At 44.1% G+C, this 17,864-nt stretch carries 9 protein-coding genes and 2 pseudogenes; 10 read left to right on the top strand and 1 reads right to left on the bottom strand.

Annotation, left to right across the window (positions count from 1 at the left end; all coding sequences use genetic code 11):
* Positions 1 to 34: 34 nt before the first annotated feature.
* Positions 35 to 3,562 (bottom strand): annotated as a pseudogene (locus JCM10512_RS05485) (two-component regulator propeller domain-containing protein).
* An 83-nt stretch (positions 3,563 to 3,645) separates the two neighbouring features.
* Here JCM10512_RS05485 and JCM10512_RS05480 point away from each other — a divergent pair.
* The 10 genes and pseudogenes from JCM10512_RS05480 (at position 3,646) to JCM10512_RS05435 (ending at position 17,805) form a co-directional block, all read left to right on the top strand.
* Entirely contained in the window at positions 3,646 to 3,864 is a 219-nt protein-coding gene (locus tag JCM10512_RS05480) for a hypothetical protein (RefSeq protein WP_148298278.1), read from the top strand.
* Positions 3,865 to 3,939: 75 nt separating this feature from the next.
* The gene (locus JCM10512_RS05475) at positions 3,940 to 4,491 is read left to right on the top strand and encodes a DUF4738 domain-containing protein (RefSeq protein WP_044161200.1); all 552 of its coding nucleotides are present in this window, start codon (positions 3,940 to 3,942) and stop codon (positions 4,489 to 4,491) included.
* Between the two features lie 124 nt (positions 4,492 to 4,615).
* Entirely contained in the window at positions 4,616 to 5,794 is a 1,179-nt protein-coding gene (locus JCM10512_RS05470; protein WP_044161198.1) for a heparin lyase I family protein, read from the top strand.
* Between the two features lie 445 nt (positions 5,795 to 6,239).
* Positions 6,240 to 6,755 carry a sigma-70 family RNA polymerase sigma factor gene (locus tag JCM10512_RS05465; RefSeq protein ID WP_044161196.1) on the top strand — a complete coding sequence of 172 codons (516 nt, stop codon included), beginning with the start codon at positions 6,240 to 6,242 and terminating at the stop codon, positions 6,753 to 6,755.
* 44 nt (positions 6,756 to 6,799) lie between these two features.
* Positions 6,800 to 10,015 carry a SusC/RagA family TonB-linked outer membrane protein gene (locus JCM10512_RS05460; RefSeq protein WP_244436927.1) on the top strand — a complete coding sequence of 1,072 codons (3,216 nt, stop codon included), beginning with the start codon at positions 6,800 to 6,802 and terminating at the stop codon, positions 10,013 to 10,015.
* 11 nt (positions 10,016 to 10,026) lie between these two features.
* On the top strand, positions 10,027 to 11,769 hold the full coding sequence (locus JCM10512_RS05455; protein ID WP_044161192.1) for a RagB/SusD family nutrient uptake outer membrane protein: 1,743 nt from the start codon (positions 10,027 to 10,029) through the stop codon (positions 11,767 to 11,769).
* Between the two features lie 91 nt (positions 11,770 to 11,860).
* Complete coding sequence (locus JCM10512_RS21210; RefSeq protein WP_052517107.1) at positions 11,861 to 12,943, top strand: Ig-like domain-containing protein; 1,083 nt, start codon at positions 11,861 to 11,863, stop codon at positions 12,941 to 12,943.
* Positions 12,940 to 13,260 (top strand): DUF4979 domain-containing protein, encoded by a 321-nt coding sequence (locus tag JCM10512_RS05445; protein WP_044161190.1) that lies wholly within the window; start codon positions 12,940 to 12,942, stop codon positions 13,258 to 13,260. Before JCM10512_RS21210 ends, JCM10512_RS05445 begins: the two co-directional genes overlap by 4 nt.
* A gap of 32 nt (positions 13,261 to 13,292) precedes the next feature.
* Complete coding sequence (locus JCM10512_RS05440) at positions 13,293 to 14,570, top strand: alginate lyase family protein (protein WP_044161188.1); 1,278 nt, start codon at positions 13,293 to 13,295, stop codon at positions 14,568 to 14,570.
* 101 nt (positions 14,571 to 14,671) lie between these two features.
* Positions 14,672 to 17,805, top strand: a pseudogene (locus tag JCM10512_RS05435) (glycoside hydrolase family 2 TIM barrel-domain containing protein).
* Positions 17,806 to 17,864 lie beyond the last annotated feature (59 nt).

Here is a 17,864-nt window from a genome sequence, read left to right as displayed (position 1 = left end):
GGATAAAATTAGGACGAAAGCCTTCGGAAACTACTTATGACTCCTCATTCAAGTACTGCCGAGGCGTTTTGCCAAACTCCGCCTGAAAACATTTGGAGAAATAAGAGTGATTGGAAAAGCCTACCATATACATCACTTCGGCAACCGTGAATTTCTTTTGCTGCAACAGCATTGCGGCCTTTTTCATGCGGATCGATTTGATGTATTCCACCGGAGACATGCCGGTCAGTTGTTTCACCTTTCGGTAGATCTGTTTGTTGCTGATGCCGGATAGTTCGCATAGCGCGTTTACATTCAGGTCAGCGTCGGAAAGATGGTCTTCGATCAGCCGGATAATATTCGACAAGAATTTCTCGTCGAGTGATTCTGCTTCAATCGGTTTGAGCACCGGGAGCGACTCCAACTCTTTTTTCGTAGGAGCCGTAACCTGAACTTCTTCTTCGGCTGAGGCGGCTATCGGAATACTCAGGCCGATGGATGTTCCTTTACCTTCCTCGGAAGTAACTCCGGTCATGTACCACCGTGCAGTTCCGTGTAAGTTTTCACCAGATAGAGGCCGATTCCAGTTCCTTCTTTCTTTATTCCTGTGTGTGGTGATTGATAGAAGCGCTGGAATATATACGGAATATCCTGCTGAGGTATGCCTATACCACTGTCTGATACGCATATATCCAATAGCTCGGATTCTGAATGGTATAGAAGTGAGAAGCGGACAATCCCCCTTCGGGTGTGAATTTTACCGCATTGGATAACAGGTTGTCCAGAATGACTCCCAGTTTGATGGCGTCCATATCGGCATAAATCTTCGCTTTGTTAGCTTCAAAATGAAATGTCAGCTGCGTATTCTCGGCATGTACAGAGAACAAGCTGCGGCAGAACGATACCAGCTCGATACGCGATATAATAAGGAGAGAATCTTCGTTGCTCTCTATCCGGTTGAAGTTGAGCACCTGATGAATGAGCGAGTTGATCTTCATCGCGTTGCGCTGTACTTCTTCCAATGTATGTTTGTCACTAGCTTCTCCGGCTACAGGTAGCAGTTGGCTTATCGGTGCGATAATTCCGCTAAGAGGTGTTTTAAGCTCATTGGAAAGGTTGGTGAAGAAAGCCATCTTCTGCCTTGATTGCTCGAGTATTTTTTCTTTCTCCATCCGTTCCATCTTTAACCGGCTTTTTACGCGGAAGAAGTTTATCGTCCAGGCAACCAGACTGAGCAATAGGAGCGCGTAACAGATTTTAGCCCAAACGGTATAGTACCAGGGTGGGAGAATCTTGATGTGAAGGATGTAAGGATGCTCGGAAGGTAGCCCGCTCTTTTCCAATTTGCTGATGATCAGCTGATAGTCTCCGTAGCCGAGGTTGCTGTATGTGATGCGGTTGGTATTTGGCTTCAGCATATTCCACTCTTTGTCCATTCCTTCCAGCCGGTAGACGAAATTGTTTTTCTCCTCCAGTGAGTAAGGCAGGTCGGAAACATCGAAAGCCAGGTTGTTCTGATTGTACGCCAACTCGATTGCATGGGTGTATCGGATGTTGACTATATCTTCCCGGTTGAGAGGAGTGACCAGCTGGTTGTTGATGTATAGGGCGGTCAGGAGGATCGGCTTTTCCGGTTGCTTGCTCGTCAGTATGTCCGGATTCGTTATGGCAAAGCCATCGGCTCCGCTAGGTAAATGTTGCCGTCTATGGAGTCGAATAGCAAACTCGTGAAACGCTTGTCGGTCATGTTCTGCTGACGGGCATCCAGCGTTTGCCGGTCGATAATCCAAAGCCCGTTGGTGGTAGAAACCCAAATATGATTCTTGATCGAAGCCATCGACAGGATCTCATTACTTCCAAAACTGCCAAAGGCAACAGTCTTTGCACTGTCGTCTTGGGGGTTGATCCGCATCACACCGCCGTTGTAGCCTGCCCAAAGCATACCTTCATCATCACACAGGAGGTAGTTGGGTGCTTTCTCTCCGCTTAGTTCTTTGGCAAACAGCCGGGTGACTTTTTGGGTGCGCGGGTTGATCTTATCCAATCCTGTGCTGTTGTAGAGTAACACCCATACGTTGCCTTCACGGTCGGGAATGATTTGATTGATAAACATACCCGAAAGGCCATTCTGGAGCGAGTAATTTTGCTCGGCTACGTATTTGTCGGCCTTGGAGCGGATTAATTGCTGCTTATCCACCACAAAAATCCCACCCAGACAAGTAGCAATCCACAGCTTGCCGTCGGCATCTTCGAACATATAATACGACCAGTTGGCGTTGTATGCCCCGGTTTTGTCTACAATGTTATAGTGTACAAATTGGCGGCTTGCGTAGTCATAGCGATTGATGCTTCCGTCGGTGGCTATCCAGAGTTGGTGTTCTCTGTCTTCGTAAATGTGGCGGATGCGGTTGTGCGGTAGGGGATAGGTCTCGTTTCCCATTTTATACCAGATGGCATCGTGCTGGTTTCCCTGTGGGCTGACAAAGCGGATCAAGCCGTTGGTCCCCCCGAACCAATACAACCCTTTGGAATCGCGAAACAGCGAATAGAACTGGTTGCCGTCGCCCGTTCCGGTGATTTGGGAAATAGGAATATGCTGCAAGGCACTGTTGTAGCGCGAAAGTGAAATACCGTAATCCGTACCCAACCAAATGTTGCGATTCTGATCGGTGTATATATTCCAGATGATGTTATTGGTGAGCGACTGGATGTTGCGCGAATCGTGTATGATATGTTGTAAACTTCCTGATTCGGTGCGATAGACATAGAGTCCGTTGTCGGTTCCCGCCAATAGCTCGCCGCTTCCGTCCAAGGCCAGCGATTTGATCGAGTTGTTGTGGAAAGCATCTATCTGCTTCATCTCGCCCGTTGCCGGGGTGTACCGGAAAAGATAACCTTCCGTACCTATCCATATGCATTGCCGGGTGCTGTCCTCTAGCAGGGAATTGACGAATAAGTTATTCTGGCTCCGGTTGACGGGTAGGGGGATGCGCTGGAAGGTTTTATCAGACGGGTTGAAGCGGCATAAGCCGTTGTATGTTCCTACGTACAACCGGTTGTTTTGGGTTTTAAGAGTTGAGTAGATGGTGTTGTGCGGCAAGCCGTTGTGGCGGGTATCGAAGAGGCTTAAATGTCGGCTTTGGAGCTGATAAGCATACAACCCGTTCAACGAACCGATCCAAAGTGTGTCTCCCTGCAACGTCATGGTGCGTACATCGGTGGGGAAATCGGTTTGCGGATGTTCGTATTTATCGGTCTTGTAGTTATAAACAAGTACCCCGTTGTCCGTTCCCAGATATAAATAGGTGTGGTTGACAATTACGCCGCAATAAATTCGGGTGTTGCTATGCTCGCCGTACGTGAAATGCTGCTGCGACGAATATCCGTCGTAACTGAACAATCCTTTGTTGGAACCGATCCATATCAGCCCTTCACTATCTTGCAGGAAGCAACTGATGACAGACGCTTCGGCTCCGAGATAGATATTGTCAAATTGTTGGTAGTTTGCTTTTTGTCCATACACCATACAGCTCATGCTGTAGATATATAGAATAAACAGTATATATAGGATTCGTTGGTACATAAGACTTAAGTTTGCTCCTTTACTTGATTATCAGTTGCCTAGCTATAGCTGACAGCTGTTGCGTAGGAACTTGTTATATGCAAATGTACATAAAAAATCGCGAATCGCAGGGTTGGAAAGATAAAATAACAGCCAGTGTTTGTGAGGCGGACTGCCAATTCCAATTCGTTTCACCCGGGTCGAACGAAACAAACACCCAGGCCGGACGAAAGGTACACCTAGGTCGAACGAAACAAATACCCGGGTCGAACGAAATCACATTGGCTACTGAAATGACTAAAACTAGCGGAGAAGAACGATAGAAAATAGGGGTTATACTTGTAAATCTCCGACGGTTTTTGTTCCTTTGCTCCTTATTAATAAACAGAAAGATCCAAATGAAAAAACTAAGTTTTCCGCTTTTGTTGGCGTTGACTCTGGCGATAACTGCATGCGGCGGTAAGAGTAACCAATCGGGAAATACAACGGAAACCGCTTTGCAAGATAGTACGGATATTCATGGAATACAACGTATGCAAAACTCCAAAAGCGAAATCGACATCAAGTTCAAAGGCAAAGAATACCACTCTTTAGTGAGCCGTACGCCCGACGAGAGTCTGCCTCATGTCACCAATGAAATGGGCGATACGTATTTGGATAATAAAATCGTTCTGCACCTCACGCGCGGTGGCGAAACGGTTGTCAACAAAACATTCACGAAAGAAGACTTCGCATCCGAAGTGGATGCCGCTTTCCTTGCCAAGTCGGTATTGGAAGGAATTGTTTATGATAAAACGACTTCGGCGGGAATTGTTTACGCCGCCAGTGTTTGTTATCCGCAGACCGATTTATATATGCCCCTTTCCATAACCATCAATGCGGACGGAAAGATGAGCATCCAAAAGGTCGATCAGTTGGAAGAGGATTATGAAGAAGAAACACCGCAATAAAACAAATGTGGGATTCTGATAGCGGAATTGCACAAATGTGCTAGCATTTGAGACAAAAGGGAGGCAGCCGAATAGGTTGCCTTTCGTATTTTTGTATCGTAAACAAACTTAATATCGAAATAGAATGAAGAAAAACATTTTTACGATTTGTCTGATGCTTGCCGGATGCTCCATACTGACCGCTGAGGACCACCCTACAAAAACGCTGGTTCCGTTGACCGAACGGGTTAATGTTCAGGCTGACTCCGCACGTACAAGTCAGGTTATAGATAACGTTTGGGTAGCTGTCGGCACGAATAAAGAACATGCTATTCAGCGCGACTTTACGCGTCCTTTTCAAGGGGAAGCATCCTACCGCTTTGAACTACGGGAAGATGACAATACACTGGAGGGGTATGCGAAGGGAGAGACCAAAGGACGGGCAGAATTTTCCTATTGTTACGCAACCTCGGCCGACTTTGCGAACTTGCCGGCAGATACTTACCGGAAGGCGCAGATCACCAAAACGGTCTATCATCATGGTAAAGGCGCGTGCCCGCAAGGTTCCTCACGCGACTATGAGTTTTCGGTTTACATCCCTTCGAACTTAGACCAACAGGTTGCCACCATTTTTGCCCAATGGCACGGTATGCCCGATCGTACTTTGGTGCAGACTCCGGAGGGTGTGGTGAAGAAATTGACTATCGATGAGTTTTTAGAGTTGGAGCAGCGTACCATTTTTAAGAAGAATGTGGGTCATGAAAAGGTTCCTCGTTTAGATAAGCAAGGAAAGCCAATGAAGGACAAACAAGGTAACCCTATTTACCAGGCCGGAAAGGAAAACGGTTGGCTGGTAGAACAAGGAGGATATCCGCCTCTTGCATTCGGGTTTTCAGGTGGATGGTTCTACATCAAAGCCAATTCGGACCGGAGATGGCTGACCGATAAAGACGATCGCTGCAACGCCAATCCCGAAAAGGCTACTGTGATGAAACCCGTAACATCCACCTACAAAGCGTCTACCATTGCTCACAAGATACCTTTTGCCGAGTTTCCTAAAGATTGTTGGGTCACGTTCCGCATACATATCGATTGGACGGTGTATGGCAAAGAAGCCGAGACTATCGTAAAGCCCGGTATGCTGGATGTACAGATGGATTATGCGGATCAAGGGAAAACTCTCAGCCGCCATATAGTAGATAACGAGGAGATCTTGATTGGCCGGAACGATGACGACGGCTACTATTTTAAATTCGGAATTTATCGGGTGGGCAACAGTACGGTTCCTGTTTGTTATAATCTGGCAGGGTATTCGGAGAAATAATACGCGATATTCCTGAGAGAAAAACTAGAATCAGGCTATTTATAATACAGCGTCCGTATGTTTTGAAGGAAACATACGGACGCTTTGCTTAGCAGTAATACGGTCCGTTTTTAAAAGTTTTGAAATGGAAAAATGGATTCCGTAGGAGACATTTATGAGTACCCATACTTTTGCGGGTGAGTCGGAAACGATTGCCTGGTTAAACACAAACAACTATACGATTGAGAGAAAATAGACTTGATTTATACGGAAAAGATCCCTTATAAAGTCTCATGTAATAATGTGAGACTCTATGAAGTGATTACGTAAATCATTGATTAGTAATGCTTGTTGGTTTTATTACCTCCCTTCCAATAGGGCGGAATCTATCTTACCTCTTTTCTTCGCCTTTTATGAGTGTTCGCTTCTATATTTGCCAATGTTATGATAAACAAAAATCTAAGAAATGGAAAATATAGACACAACATCCACTCAACTGGTTGCCGATTCTTATAAGAGTTATCAACGGTCCGTTTATCTTTATATCTATTATAAGATAGGTAAGGACGAAGAAGCAAAGGACCTTTCCCAAGATGTGTTTGTACGTTTGATGAGCTACAAACAAATGCTGCGCCCGGATACTGTGAAGTATTTCATATTCACGATCTGCCGCAATCTGGTGGCGGATTATTTGCGTCGTTATTATAAAACTCAGGAAATAGCATCCTATCTCTTAGAACAATCCTCCTCTTGTACCAATGATGTAGAGAGCCAGATTATAGCCAATAATCTGTCGGCATGTGAGCGGGAAAGAGTCAAACGACTTCCCAAACAACGCCAGAAGATTTACGTCATGAGTCGTTTCGAACATAAATCGTCAGCTGATATTGCCGCTCAGTTGGGAATAACTTCCCGTACCGTAGAGAATCATCTGTTTATCAGCCGGAAAGAAATCCGTGAGTATATCCAAGAATGTATCTAATATTAGAGTAAATAGTATAAATGTTAGTTTTAAATTTTATGTATATGAAAAAAAATCACTTCAGACTTTCATCGGGAAGGATTCTATTCTCTACGATGATGGTCTCTGCTTTGTTGGCGGGTGGTCCTCAGGCAGCATTTGCAGATGTCATAGAGGTACAATCTGTTCAACAGTCGGGGGCGCTAAAAGGGAAAATCGTAGATTCCAATGGCGAGCCTGTTATCGGTGCCAATGTCAAACTAAAAGGTTCGACGCATGGTACTATTACCGATATGGATGGTAACTTTATGCTGAACAACGTGTCTGGCGGTACGCTTGTAATCTCATTTATCGGTTATAAAACACAAGAAGTACCTGTAAAAGGAACTAATCTGTCGAAAATCGTCATGCACGAAGATTCCGAAGTGCTGGACGAAGTAGTAGTAGTGGGCTATGGTACAATGAAGAAGGAGAGCCTTACCGGTTCGGTAGCTGTGGTAGATTCTAAGATTTTTAAAGATAAAGGAACGTTAGCCAATCCGCTCCAGGCAATGCAGGGACAAGTGCCGGGCGTTCGCATCACACGTTCGTCTGCTGCTCCGGGTGAAGAAGGATGGAATATTTCTGTTCGGGGAGCCGTTTCGAAAAACAGCACAGAACCGCTTGTTATTATAGATGGAGTTCCGGCAGACGGCACGTCTGTTTTAGCGCAACTGAATGCATCGGATATTGAATCGATTAACTTTCTAAAAGATGCTTCGGCCGCGATCTACGGTTCAAAAGCCGCAGGCGGTGTCATTCTTGTCACCACGAAACGCCCTGACGCTGGCAAAGCAAAGATCGAATATAGTGGTTCGTATACGCGAAAGATAGTAGGCTTGCAACCCAATCTAATGGGATATGATGATTGGACGGATACAGTGATACAGGCAGTTCAGAATGACCCTCAATCTACTACTGCTGCGTGGATACAATACGCCACACTGGCAAAAGCTTTGAAAGGGCAATACTTAGATTTGTTGAATGGTCAGAATCCTTCCGAACCGATGCCCGGATACTTCGCCGGAGTCCCCGACCTGGTCTTTATGGATGTTGACTGGAATGATGTTTTGTGGGGTGGGGCTGGCTCTACTCAACATGATCTAAGTATATCCGGAGGTACGGAGAAATCAAATTATCGGTTATCATTCGGCTATCTGTATGACGGTAGTACATTGCAGTGTGGCAATAACTCGAACGAACGCTATAATTTTCGTTTATCCAATAACTTTAAAGTCACCGACCGGTTTAGCATAACTTCTGTCATCTCGGCTAGTCGACAGAATCAGGTTGCACCGACTATGCTTGGTTCGGTTGCGTCTGCTATGCCGCTTCATCCCGGATTTCCGGTTTCTACAATTGATGGGAAACCGTATCAGTGGGGTTCTGAATATGGTCCTAACTGGTTAGCCGAATTGGGAGGAGATAATAAATTGCTGGTTACTGCCTTGAATATAAACGAGACATTTAAGTTCGAGCTAATGAAAGGACTGAATCTGACAACCACTTTAGGCTATTCAACCAATGATGCTACCCGAGATGAACAATATTTATCAATCGACTGGTACAGTTATAATGGAAATAAACTAAAGACCGATAGTAACCCTTATCCTACTACGGCGGAGAGTGCTTATACCAAGAGTTCCGCAAAAACAGATAACTATACTGCTTCTGCCTATTTGAATTATACCCAAAAGTGGAATGACGTTCATGACTTTACTGCCATGGTGGGTACGCAATATGACCGTAAAGCTTATCAATATAGTGCAACGAAAGCGAAAGATATTCAGAAGCCTTTGGAAGTGTTGAATGGTAGCGGTGAGGTGAGCATCAATAAAGTGGAGAAATATGAGGAGGCGTTGATGTCTTATTTCTCTCGCCTAAACTACAGCTATAAATCGAAATATCTTGTAGAAGCTAACGCACGTTATGACGGCTCTTCTAAATTCCAACCGGAGAATCGGTGGAACTTCTTCTATGGCTTTTCCGGAGGTTGGCGAATCACTGAAGAACCTTTTATGGCGGGCGTTAAGACTGTGTTGAATGAACTGAAACTGAAAGCATCCTATGGCGAAGTTGGTAACCAAAGTGGTATCGGACGTTTTGACGGAATTCAGCTTTATGATTACAGGTCAGGTAGTGGTGCCTATATCGGTGACGGACGTATCACGTATGTAGCCGCTTCCGGCTCATTGGTAAGTAAAGACAGAACCTGGGAACGGATTCATAATTATAATATCGGGTTGGATTTCTATGCGCTCGATAGTCGTCTGTCGGGTAGTATCGATTTCTATATGAAGAAAAACAACAATATGTTGATCGAACGGCTTTATCCGGGAGTATTAGGTGGAAAGGCACCATCGGGTAACGATGGTAAATTTGAAAGTAAAGGGTATGACGGTACGATAAGCTGGAAAGATAAGGTTCGTGATTTCTCTTATCATGTCGGAGCGACTTTCAGTTACATGACGAATACACTTAAAAGTGGCGGTACAGATGTTATTACTGCCGGATACAATACAGCTGTAAACGGTTACCCGTTGAATTCCGTATTTGGCTACCAGTATGTTGGCAAGATTCAGAACGAAGAACAACTTAAAAAATACAAAGATAAATTCTTGGGAAGTAATACGATTGATATGCCTTCCGTCATACGCTTGGGAGATAATATGTATCACGATGCTAATGGTGATGGGCAGCTGACGCAAGAAGATATGGTTTATCTGGGTTCTGATGATCCTAAGTTTTCTTACTCTTTCGATTTAGGCTTTGCCTGGAAAGGTTTCGATTTCTCAGCTAACTTTCAGGGAGTAGCTAAACGAACAGTCTTCCGGGAAGCAGATGCGTATAAGATTCCTTTTAGAACGGTTTACCGCAATACCTCAGATTATACGCTGGGAAAGACATGGAGTCCGGAAACTCCGAATAACCGTTATCCGGCGTATACGACGAACTCTCGCATTAATAATTATAACTATATGGCTTCGTCTTGGTCGGTAGAGAATGGTTCTTATCTCCGTTTGAAAAATATAGTTCTGGGATATACCCTGCCTGCTGTGGTATATCAAAAGCTAAACAATGTGATTAGTAATATGAGAGTCTATGTATCGGGGGCGGATCTTTGGGAAATATCCAAAATTAACGACGGATGGGATCCGGAAACTACCCGTACCGTGAAAGGTGGAAGAGAACGTTATCCGTTCAACAGAACATTTACAATAGGTTTAAATGCAACATTTTAAATTATACGATTATGAAATTAATTAAACTCCATACAATATTACTCCTGGCCATAGGAATCTCGGTTCAGTCATGTCTGGATATTGATCCTAAGGACCAACTTTCTGAAACTAATTACTGGCAAGACCCGAATCAGTTTACACTGTTCTCCAGTCAGTTCTATGGTTGGACTCATAATTTCAAAGATATTGTGGGTGATGGCCCTCACTGCGATCTTCGGTCTGACTTATTGATGACCAGCACATTGAGTGAATATAGTAATGGTACGAATACGATTCCTTCGGAAGATAAGAACTATACGGATACGTATGACCGCATCCGCCAGGTAAATATCTTACTCAAGCATGCTCAAAACTTCTCTTCGCCGGCAGATATCAAAGTAGCGGTTGCGGAAGCACAATTCTTCAGGGCTTATTTGTTTTTCGATCTGGTGCAGATTTATGGAGATGCGATTATTGTGAAAGAACCGCTGGATATTAATTCTCCAGAATTGAAGAAAGCACAAAATTCGCGTGAAGAGGTGATCGATTTCATCATGCAAGACCTGCAAGATGCGATTAAAGGGTTACCTGCTTATAAGACTCTTACGGCTGCTCAAGCAGGACGTGTATCGGTAGAAGCCGCTCAAGCTTTTTTATCTCGGGTTGCTCTCTATGAAGGTACTTGGCAGAAATTCAGAGACAATAAAGGTGAAAGAACCAAAGAACTGTTGACAATTGCAGTAGATGCTGCAAAGGAAGTTATGGGCAGTGGGATTTTCTCTTTATTCAAATCGGAGAAGCTGGGCAATTTCTCGTATAAGTATCTCTTTATACTCGAAAATACGCAATCAAATCCGGAGAACATTACCAAGAGTGGCAATACAGAGTACATCTTCACCAGAAGATATGATGAGGTCATTAGTCCGATAGGATTCAACATCACACAGGGCTTTTTAAACAAAGCTGTTTTCATGACACGTAAAATGGCAAATCTGTATTTGACCAATACAGGTATACCCGTTGATCCTACCAATGAAACAATGTATGCTAGTATGACTTCCGAATTTCAGAACCGCGACAATCGGATGCAGAATTCCATGATGATAGCTGGACGTCCGTATTGGGGAAATGCGAATGGCCGAATTACTTGGAAAGAAGATGCGACTGATTTAGAAATTGCTTTCTATAAATCATTCGAGCCTACGTCAAGAAGTGGCTATTTCTGTCAGAAATGGGCTACGGAACGCAAAGTTGCCAGCGGTAAAGAAGGATATGATTACCCGATTATTCGTTATGCGGAAGTCTTGTTGAACTATGCCGAGGCTGTATATGAACTGCATGAGAGTGAAGGGAAAGCTGATGATCAGGCGGTCACGGATGCCCTCAATCTTACGTTGAATCTGGTCCGCAAACGTGTCAATCCAACTATGGAAGGCTTGACAGTCGAATTTGCTAAGAAACACAATTTGAACCTTCGGACTGAAATTCGCCGGGAACGTACGATAGAGCTAATTCACGAAGGCTTCCGAATGGATGACTTGAAACGTTGGAATACGGCAGTCAGCGAGATGAACCAGAGTCTGTTGGGCATAAAATGGAAGGGAACGGAATTTGAGAAGAAATGGAGTGATATGTCGAATGCTACGGATGCCGAAGGTTGCATCGTGATGGAGAGTGGCCGACAGTGGAGTAACAAGAATTACCTCTATCCGTTGCCCGCTGACCAATTGAGACTTAATACGAATTTAAAGCAGAACCCAGGATGGGGTGAATGATGCACTGAAACATAATATAGGTGATTATGAAATACATTAGTATACAAATAAAGAAGGCATTAAGAGCTTCGTGACGGTACCATGCTTATTAGTGATACTAGGAGCATGTACGGATGATAAAACGTATGAATCGTTAGGTGAAGCATCCATCTTAACTACTATCAAACTGAATGTTACCAATCCTCTACCGCTTCTGGTCGGTACCGATTCGTTGGTGTCGTATTCGGTTGCTCCTGATCATGCAACCACCAAAGAGGTGATTTGGGTATCCGATAATACGGAAGTGGCAACAGTCGATTCTGATGGACGCATTTCTGCGCATAAAGTGGGAGAAGCCAATGTATTGGCTCGTTCTAAAGTAGGATATGTAGCTACTGCTTCGCTAAAGGTTCAGGTCGTAGCTGAGATTATTAAAGTGAAAGAACTTATAGTTACTCCCAAGAATCCGGAGACCTTTGAAACCAGTACTTTACAATTGAATGCTGCTATTGTTCCTGAAAACGCAACTTATTGGACCGTGAAGTGGACTAGCGAAACGCCAGCGATTGCATCAGTGTCGGAAACTGGAATGGTGACAGGCTTAAAGTCGGGTATCGCACGGATCAAGGTCGCTGCACTGGATGGTAGTGGAGTGACGAAAACCATTGAAGTGAAAGTGAATGAGGTGATACCGGTGACGGATGTAGTTGTTGAAGATGCGGATCGTGTCTTAGCATTGTCTGAGGTCTCCAAACTGAATATTAAGGTACAACCCGAGAATGCTACTTCGTCGGCTTTGCATTGGTATAGTGCGAATCAGAACGTGGTAAGTATCGATGAATATACCGGAGTCTATACGGTGAAAGCGTATGGAACTACTACGTTGACTGCCAAGCTGGGAACGTTTGAGAAGTCTTTTGAAGTAACGGTTGCCGAAGGAAAAATCAATGATACATTTATGTATGGTAATAACAACTGGGATATATGGTCCGGTAACGCTTCGAAACTTGAAGTAACCGGAGATACGGAAGCAGAAAAGAGATTAACCGTGAGTCCTGTATTTGTTGGCGGTGTTAATTATAAAGGACTTATCTATAGGAAAGGAGAGACGACTTTCGCGCCTGATGCTTATCCGATTATCGCGACTCGCTTTAAGTATAAAGCAAGTCGGAGAAAGGTCCTAATTACCTGGTGAATATCTGGGATACAAAGAATAAAGGTTGGGGAGGATATTATACCCCTACAGGCGGAGCTAAAAACAATGCGATGCATCAGATTAATCTCAATAATAATCAGGGAACCATTCATTATTTCGACTTATCCCGCGAAGGGTATACTTTCGGATCTGTGAGAATTACTTCCAAGGTTATCATCGACCGTTATATCTATGAAATATGGGAAATGAAGGTAGACGAAGCGGGTGATAATTACATGGATATGTATTGGGTGAAATCATTCAAATCGGAAGAAGAACTGAATAACTTTTTGAGAAAAGAGAACTTGATAGACTGAAAACAATCGGGATATGATAAAATATTAAGATTATGAAAAGGATTTTTATTTATACGATACTGTGCACACTGCTGTCTTTGAACACGAGTTGTGCACCCGAATTTACAGAAGAAAAGACTTCGGGTATTGACAATTGGCCTTCTTCGCCGACCTACACATTCACACATCCCTGTATGTTGCATACGGATGCGGACTTTGAATATGCACGTCAGAAAGCGATGGTAGAAAAGAAACAGCCTTGGTTGATGGGATTTGAAAAGTTACAGGAAAGCCCGCGGGCTAAAAAGACGTATCAGCCGCGTCCTGTTTCAAAAATAGAGAGACCGGGTGGTGGATATAATGCGATTAGTGACGATGGAGCGGCTGCGTACCAGTTGGCCCTGATGTGGAAGATGACTGGTGATTCCGATTATGCGGATGCTTCCATCCGGGTGTTGAATGAATGGGCGAAGAACTGCAAGTCGATTGTTGGCAAAGAAGCGATCTTGGTAGCAGGATTTACCGGTTATCAGTATGCGAATGCTGCCGAAATTATGCGTAGTTACGAAGGGTGGAATAAAACGGATTTTGAGAATTTCAAACAGTGGCTTGTCGATGTGTTTTATCCAGTATGTTATACCTTCTTGTTCGACCATAACGGAAGTCCGGCTAATGAAGCATGGATGAGTTGGGACCTTCCTGCCATGGTGTCTATTCTGTCAATTGGTATCTTGTGCGATGATTCGGACAAAGTGAATATGGCTTTGAACTATTTTTATAATGGAGCAGGTGCCGGATGCATTAAGAATTCGGTAGTGGCCCGTCATAAAGATCCGGATGGAAAGGTGGAAACATTCGCGCAGAGTCAGGAGATGGGGCGTGATCAGGGACACTCTACGCTGAATATTCCGCAACATGGTTATTTCTGTCAGATGGTGTATAACGCGATTGAGACCGATCTGTTTGCTTATGATAATAATGTGATCCTTGATTTGTGCGAATATACGGCGAAATATAATCTGGTGTCGAATCAAATACCTGTGATGCCATATACTCCTTATTTTTCCTATAAAGAAGGATGGCACAATGTAGTTGATCCCGATGGACAAGGACGGGCACGTCCGGGCTGGGAACTGATCTACAATCATTATAAAGTAAAAGGAGCTAATCCTTATTATTCAAGAGCGTTTGCACGCACGTTGAGGCCGGAAGGTGGCGGGCATCGTGGCAGTGCGGAATCGGATGACATGGGTTTTGGTACGTTAATGTATACCAGAGAACCGATTGAACCCGGAGAAGATCAGGTTGCTGATCCTATAAGAGAGTATTAAACAGATGATTGTGCCAGAAGTTCATTGTTGCGTAATAGCTTGAGCTTTTGGCACACTGTTTACTGATAACTCGTTTCGTTGAACTTATTTAATTGAAAAATATGAGAAGAAGAATCCTTATCTCGTTCGTTTTTACTTGGTTGTTAGCAACGGGCTTGGTACACGCCCAACAGAACGAATGGGAAAATCCGGTAACGTATGAGTGGAACAAAGAAAAGCCACATGCCGATTTTATGATGTATTCATGTCGAGAAGATGCCATCAAAGAAGACGTAACGCTTTCTCCTTGGTATAAATCATTGAATGGTAAGTGGAAGTTTGCTTATTCGCCTACTATAGAAAGAAGTGAGAAACATTTTTATCGCGAGGGGCTGCCCGATGCTGCTTGGACTGATATTGAAGTTCCTTCCAACTGGGAAATGCAGGGCTTTGGCGAACCTATCATTCGCAATATCCAATATGTTTTCTCACCTAATCCACCTTATATTGATGTCGATAATCCCGTAGGAACCTATCGCAAGACTTTTACCGTTCCGGCTGGTTGGGAGGAAAAAGAGATTATTCTTCACTTTGGCTCCATTGTCGGCTATGCGCAGATATACATCAATGGGCAAAAGGTCGGCATGACTAAGGCTTCTAAAACACCGGCGGAGTTTAACGTAACCCAATACCTGAAAGCAGGCGAGAACTTATTGGCAGTACAGGTTTATCGGTGGCACGATGGTAGTTATATGGAAGATCAGGACTTTTGGAGATTGACAGGCATTGAACGCGATGTGTTTCTGCAAGCCTATCCCAAAGTTTCGATTTGGGATTTCTTCTTAAAACCGGATTTAGATGCGGCCTATAAGAACGGTGTGTTTCATGCGACGGTTGATTTGCGGAAGTTTGAGAATCACTCGATTGAGAAAGGTGCGGTTAAATTAGAGCTTATCAATAAAGCAGGTAAGCCGGTCGTGTCCCTACAAAAGAAGTTTGATGCAAGCGAAGAAATAACGACTTTAGCTTTCTCCGGGCTGATTCGGAATGTTGAGAAATGGAGTGCCGAGACTCCAAACCTTTATGATTGCGTCATGACATTACTGGACGATCAGCATAAAACGGTAGCCGTCACTGCTTATAAAACAGGTTTTAGAAAGGTAGAGATCAAGAATGCTAAACTGCTGGTCAACGGTGTGCCTGTATATATAAAAGGTGTAAACCGACACGAACATAATGATAGCTTAGGGCATGTGCAGAACCTTGATATTATGATGAGTGACTTGAAACTGATCAAGCAACTTAACATGAACGCTGTGCGCACAAGCCATTATCCGAATCATCCTTTATTCTATAAGCTGTGCGACCGGTATGGAATTTACGTAGTCGATGAGGCGAACATAGAAACACACGGCATGGGCTCAGTTCCCTATTTTAAAGATACGATTCCACATCCGGCTTATCGTGCGGACTGGTATGCTGCACATGTTGATCGCATAACCCGGATGGTAGAAAGAGATAAAAATCATGCCTGTATCATTGGCTGGTCATTGGGTAATGAATGTGGCAATGGCAAAGTATTCCATGATGAATACAACCGCCTGAAAGCCTATGACCCCAGTCGCTTTGTACAATTCGAACAAGCGTGGGAAGATTGGAACACAGATGTAGTCTGTCCGATGTATCCCAATATGTGGAGAATAACCGAGTACCGTAAATCCGGGAAGCAGCGTCCGTATATTATGTGCGAGTATGCCCATGCTCAGGGGAACAGTAATGGTAATATCAAAGATATCTGGGACGTTATTTATGACAGTCCAAATCTGCAAGGTGGTTTTATCTGGGATTTTATGGATCAAGGTTTCAGGATGCACACGGAGCCCAGAGATGGACGGACGTATTGGACTTATAATGGCCGAATGGGTAGCAATAAGTGGCTCGAGGATAAACAAAGCGAGCATAATACCGGAACGGATGGCATTATATCTGCGAATGGAATTCCTAAACCTCAGGCCTATGAGGTGAAGAAAGTCTATCAGTATATTCAGTTCAGTGCCCAAAGTGCGGATCGAAAGACGGTATCGGTTAAGAATCGCTATGACTTCACGAATCTGAATGCCTATGACTTTACCTGGCAGGTGGTAAAGAATGGAAAGGAGCTTGCGACAGGAGACTTTAAGGTCGACCTGAATCCACATCAGGAAAAAGAACTACATTTGAATCTTCCTGAAACACCGGAAGATGGAAACGAGTATTTCCTCAACTTATATGCGTATACAAAACAGGCTACCGATTTAGTTCCTGCACGCTATGAAGTAGCTAAGGAACAAATAAAACTGACTAACGGAAGTTTCTTTACTTCGCTTCCTGTTGCTTCGGGCAATTTGTCTTATGAGACCGTAGGCGATATACTCTCCTTCAAGTCGGGTGCGGTTTCGGGAAAGATCGATCTAAAGAAAGGTTTGTTGTTCGACTACGGCATGAATGGTAAACGCCCTATCAAGCAATACCCCGAACCGGCTTTCTGGCGTGCCCCGGTTGATAACGATTTCGGGAATAAACTGTCTAGCTTGGCAGGGGTGTGGCGTACAGCTCATCTGAATCGGTATGTCAAGGATGTGGCCGTAGGCGATAAGAACGAACAGGGATTATCCGTTAAAGTCGATTGGGTGTTGAGTGATGTTCAGGTTCCGTATACAATGGAGTATCTGATACGCGACAACGGATCGGTTGTTATAACAGGAACGATTGATTTGACCGGAACAAGATTGCCCGAACTTCCTCGTTTCGGAATGCGGATGGAATTGCTACAACCCTATGATAATCTGAGTTATTACGCAAAGGGCCTTATGAAAACTATATAGACCGCAATTCAAGTTCGTTCATCGGTTGCTATAACGACAAGGTTGAAAATCAGTTTTATGCGTATATACGCCCGCAGGAAACGGGGAATAAAACGGAAGTTCGTTGGTTAACCTTGTTAGATAAAGACGGTAGCGGAATACGAGTTACAGGCTTGCAGCCGATAGCTTTCTCAGCTCTGCATTTCTCGCCCGAGGATCTCGACCCGGGACTGACGCGCAAATTGCAACATACGATTGATGTAATACCTCAAAAGAATGTATTTCTGCATGTTGACTTGAAACAACGCGGGCTGGGTGGAGACAATAGTTGGGGCATGTATCCTCATAACCAATACCGCTTGCTTGACAAAAAGTATAGCTTCAGCTATCTCATAGAGCTAATCGAACGATAGGACTGACCGTGTTTGTAGCGATACGTAAACGAGCTGAATCCGACCGAATAATGTGGAAT

The sequence above is a fragment of the Bacteroides reticulotermitis JCM 10512 genome (genome assembly GCF_000517545.1).
Classification (GTDB): domain Bacteria; phylum Bacteroidota; class Bacteroidia; order Bacteroidales; family Bacteroidaceae; genus Bacteroides; species Bacteroides reticulotermitis.
The sequence above is the reverse complement of the archived record's forward strand: the minus strand, read 5'-3'. Positions and strand labels throughout refer to the sequence as shown.

Bases quoted from the DNA above. Each gene is read 5' to 3' on its own strand.
- JCM10512_RS05455 (WP_044161192.1), top strand. From the start codon at position 10,027: ATGAAATTAATTAAACTCCATACAATATTACTCCTGGCCATAGGAATC.
- JCM10512_RS05480 (WP_148298278.1), top strand. From the start codon at position 3,646: ATGTACATAAAAAATCGCGAATCGCAGGGTTGGAAAGATAAAATAACA.
- JCM10512_RS05475 (WP_044161200.1), top strand. From the start codon at position 3,940: ATGAAAAAACTAAGTTTTCCGCTTTTGTTGGCGTTGACTCTGGCGATA.
- JCM10512_RS05470 (WP_044161198.1), top strand. From the start codon at position 4,616: ATGAAGAAAAACATTTTTACGATTTGTCTGATGCTTGCCGGATGCTCC.
- JCM10512_RS05465 (WP_044161196.1), top strand. From the start codon at position 6,240: ATGGAAAATATAGACACAACATCCACTCAACTGGTTGCCGATTCTTAT.
- JCM10512_RS05460 (WP_244436927.1), top strand. From the start codon at position 6,800: ATGAAAAAAAATCACTTCAGACTTTCATCGGGAAGGATTCTATTCTCT.
- JCM10512_RS05440 (WP_044161188.1), top strand. From the start codon at position 13,293: ATGAAAAGGATTTTTATTTATACGATACTGTGCACACTGCTGTCTTTG.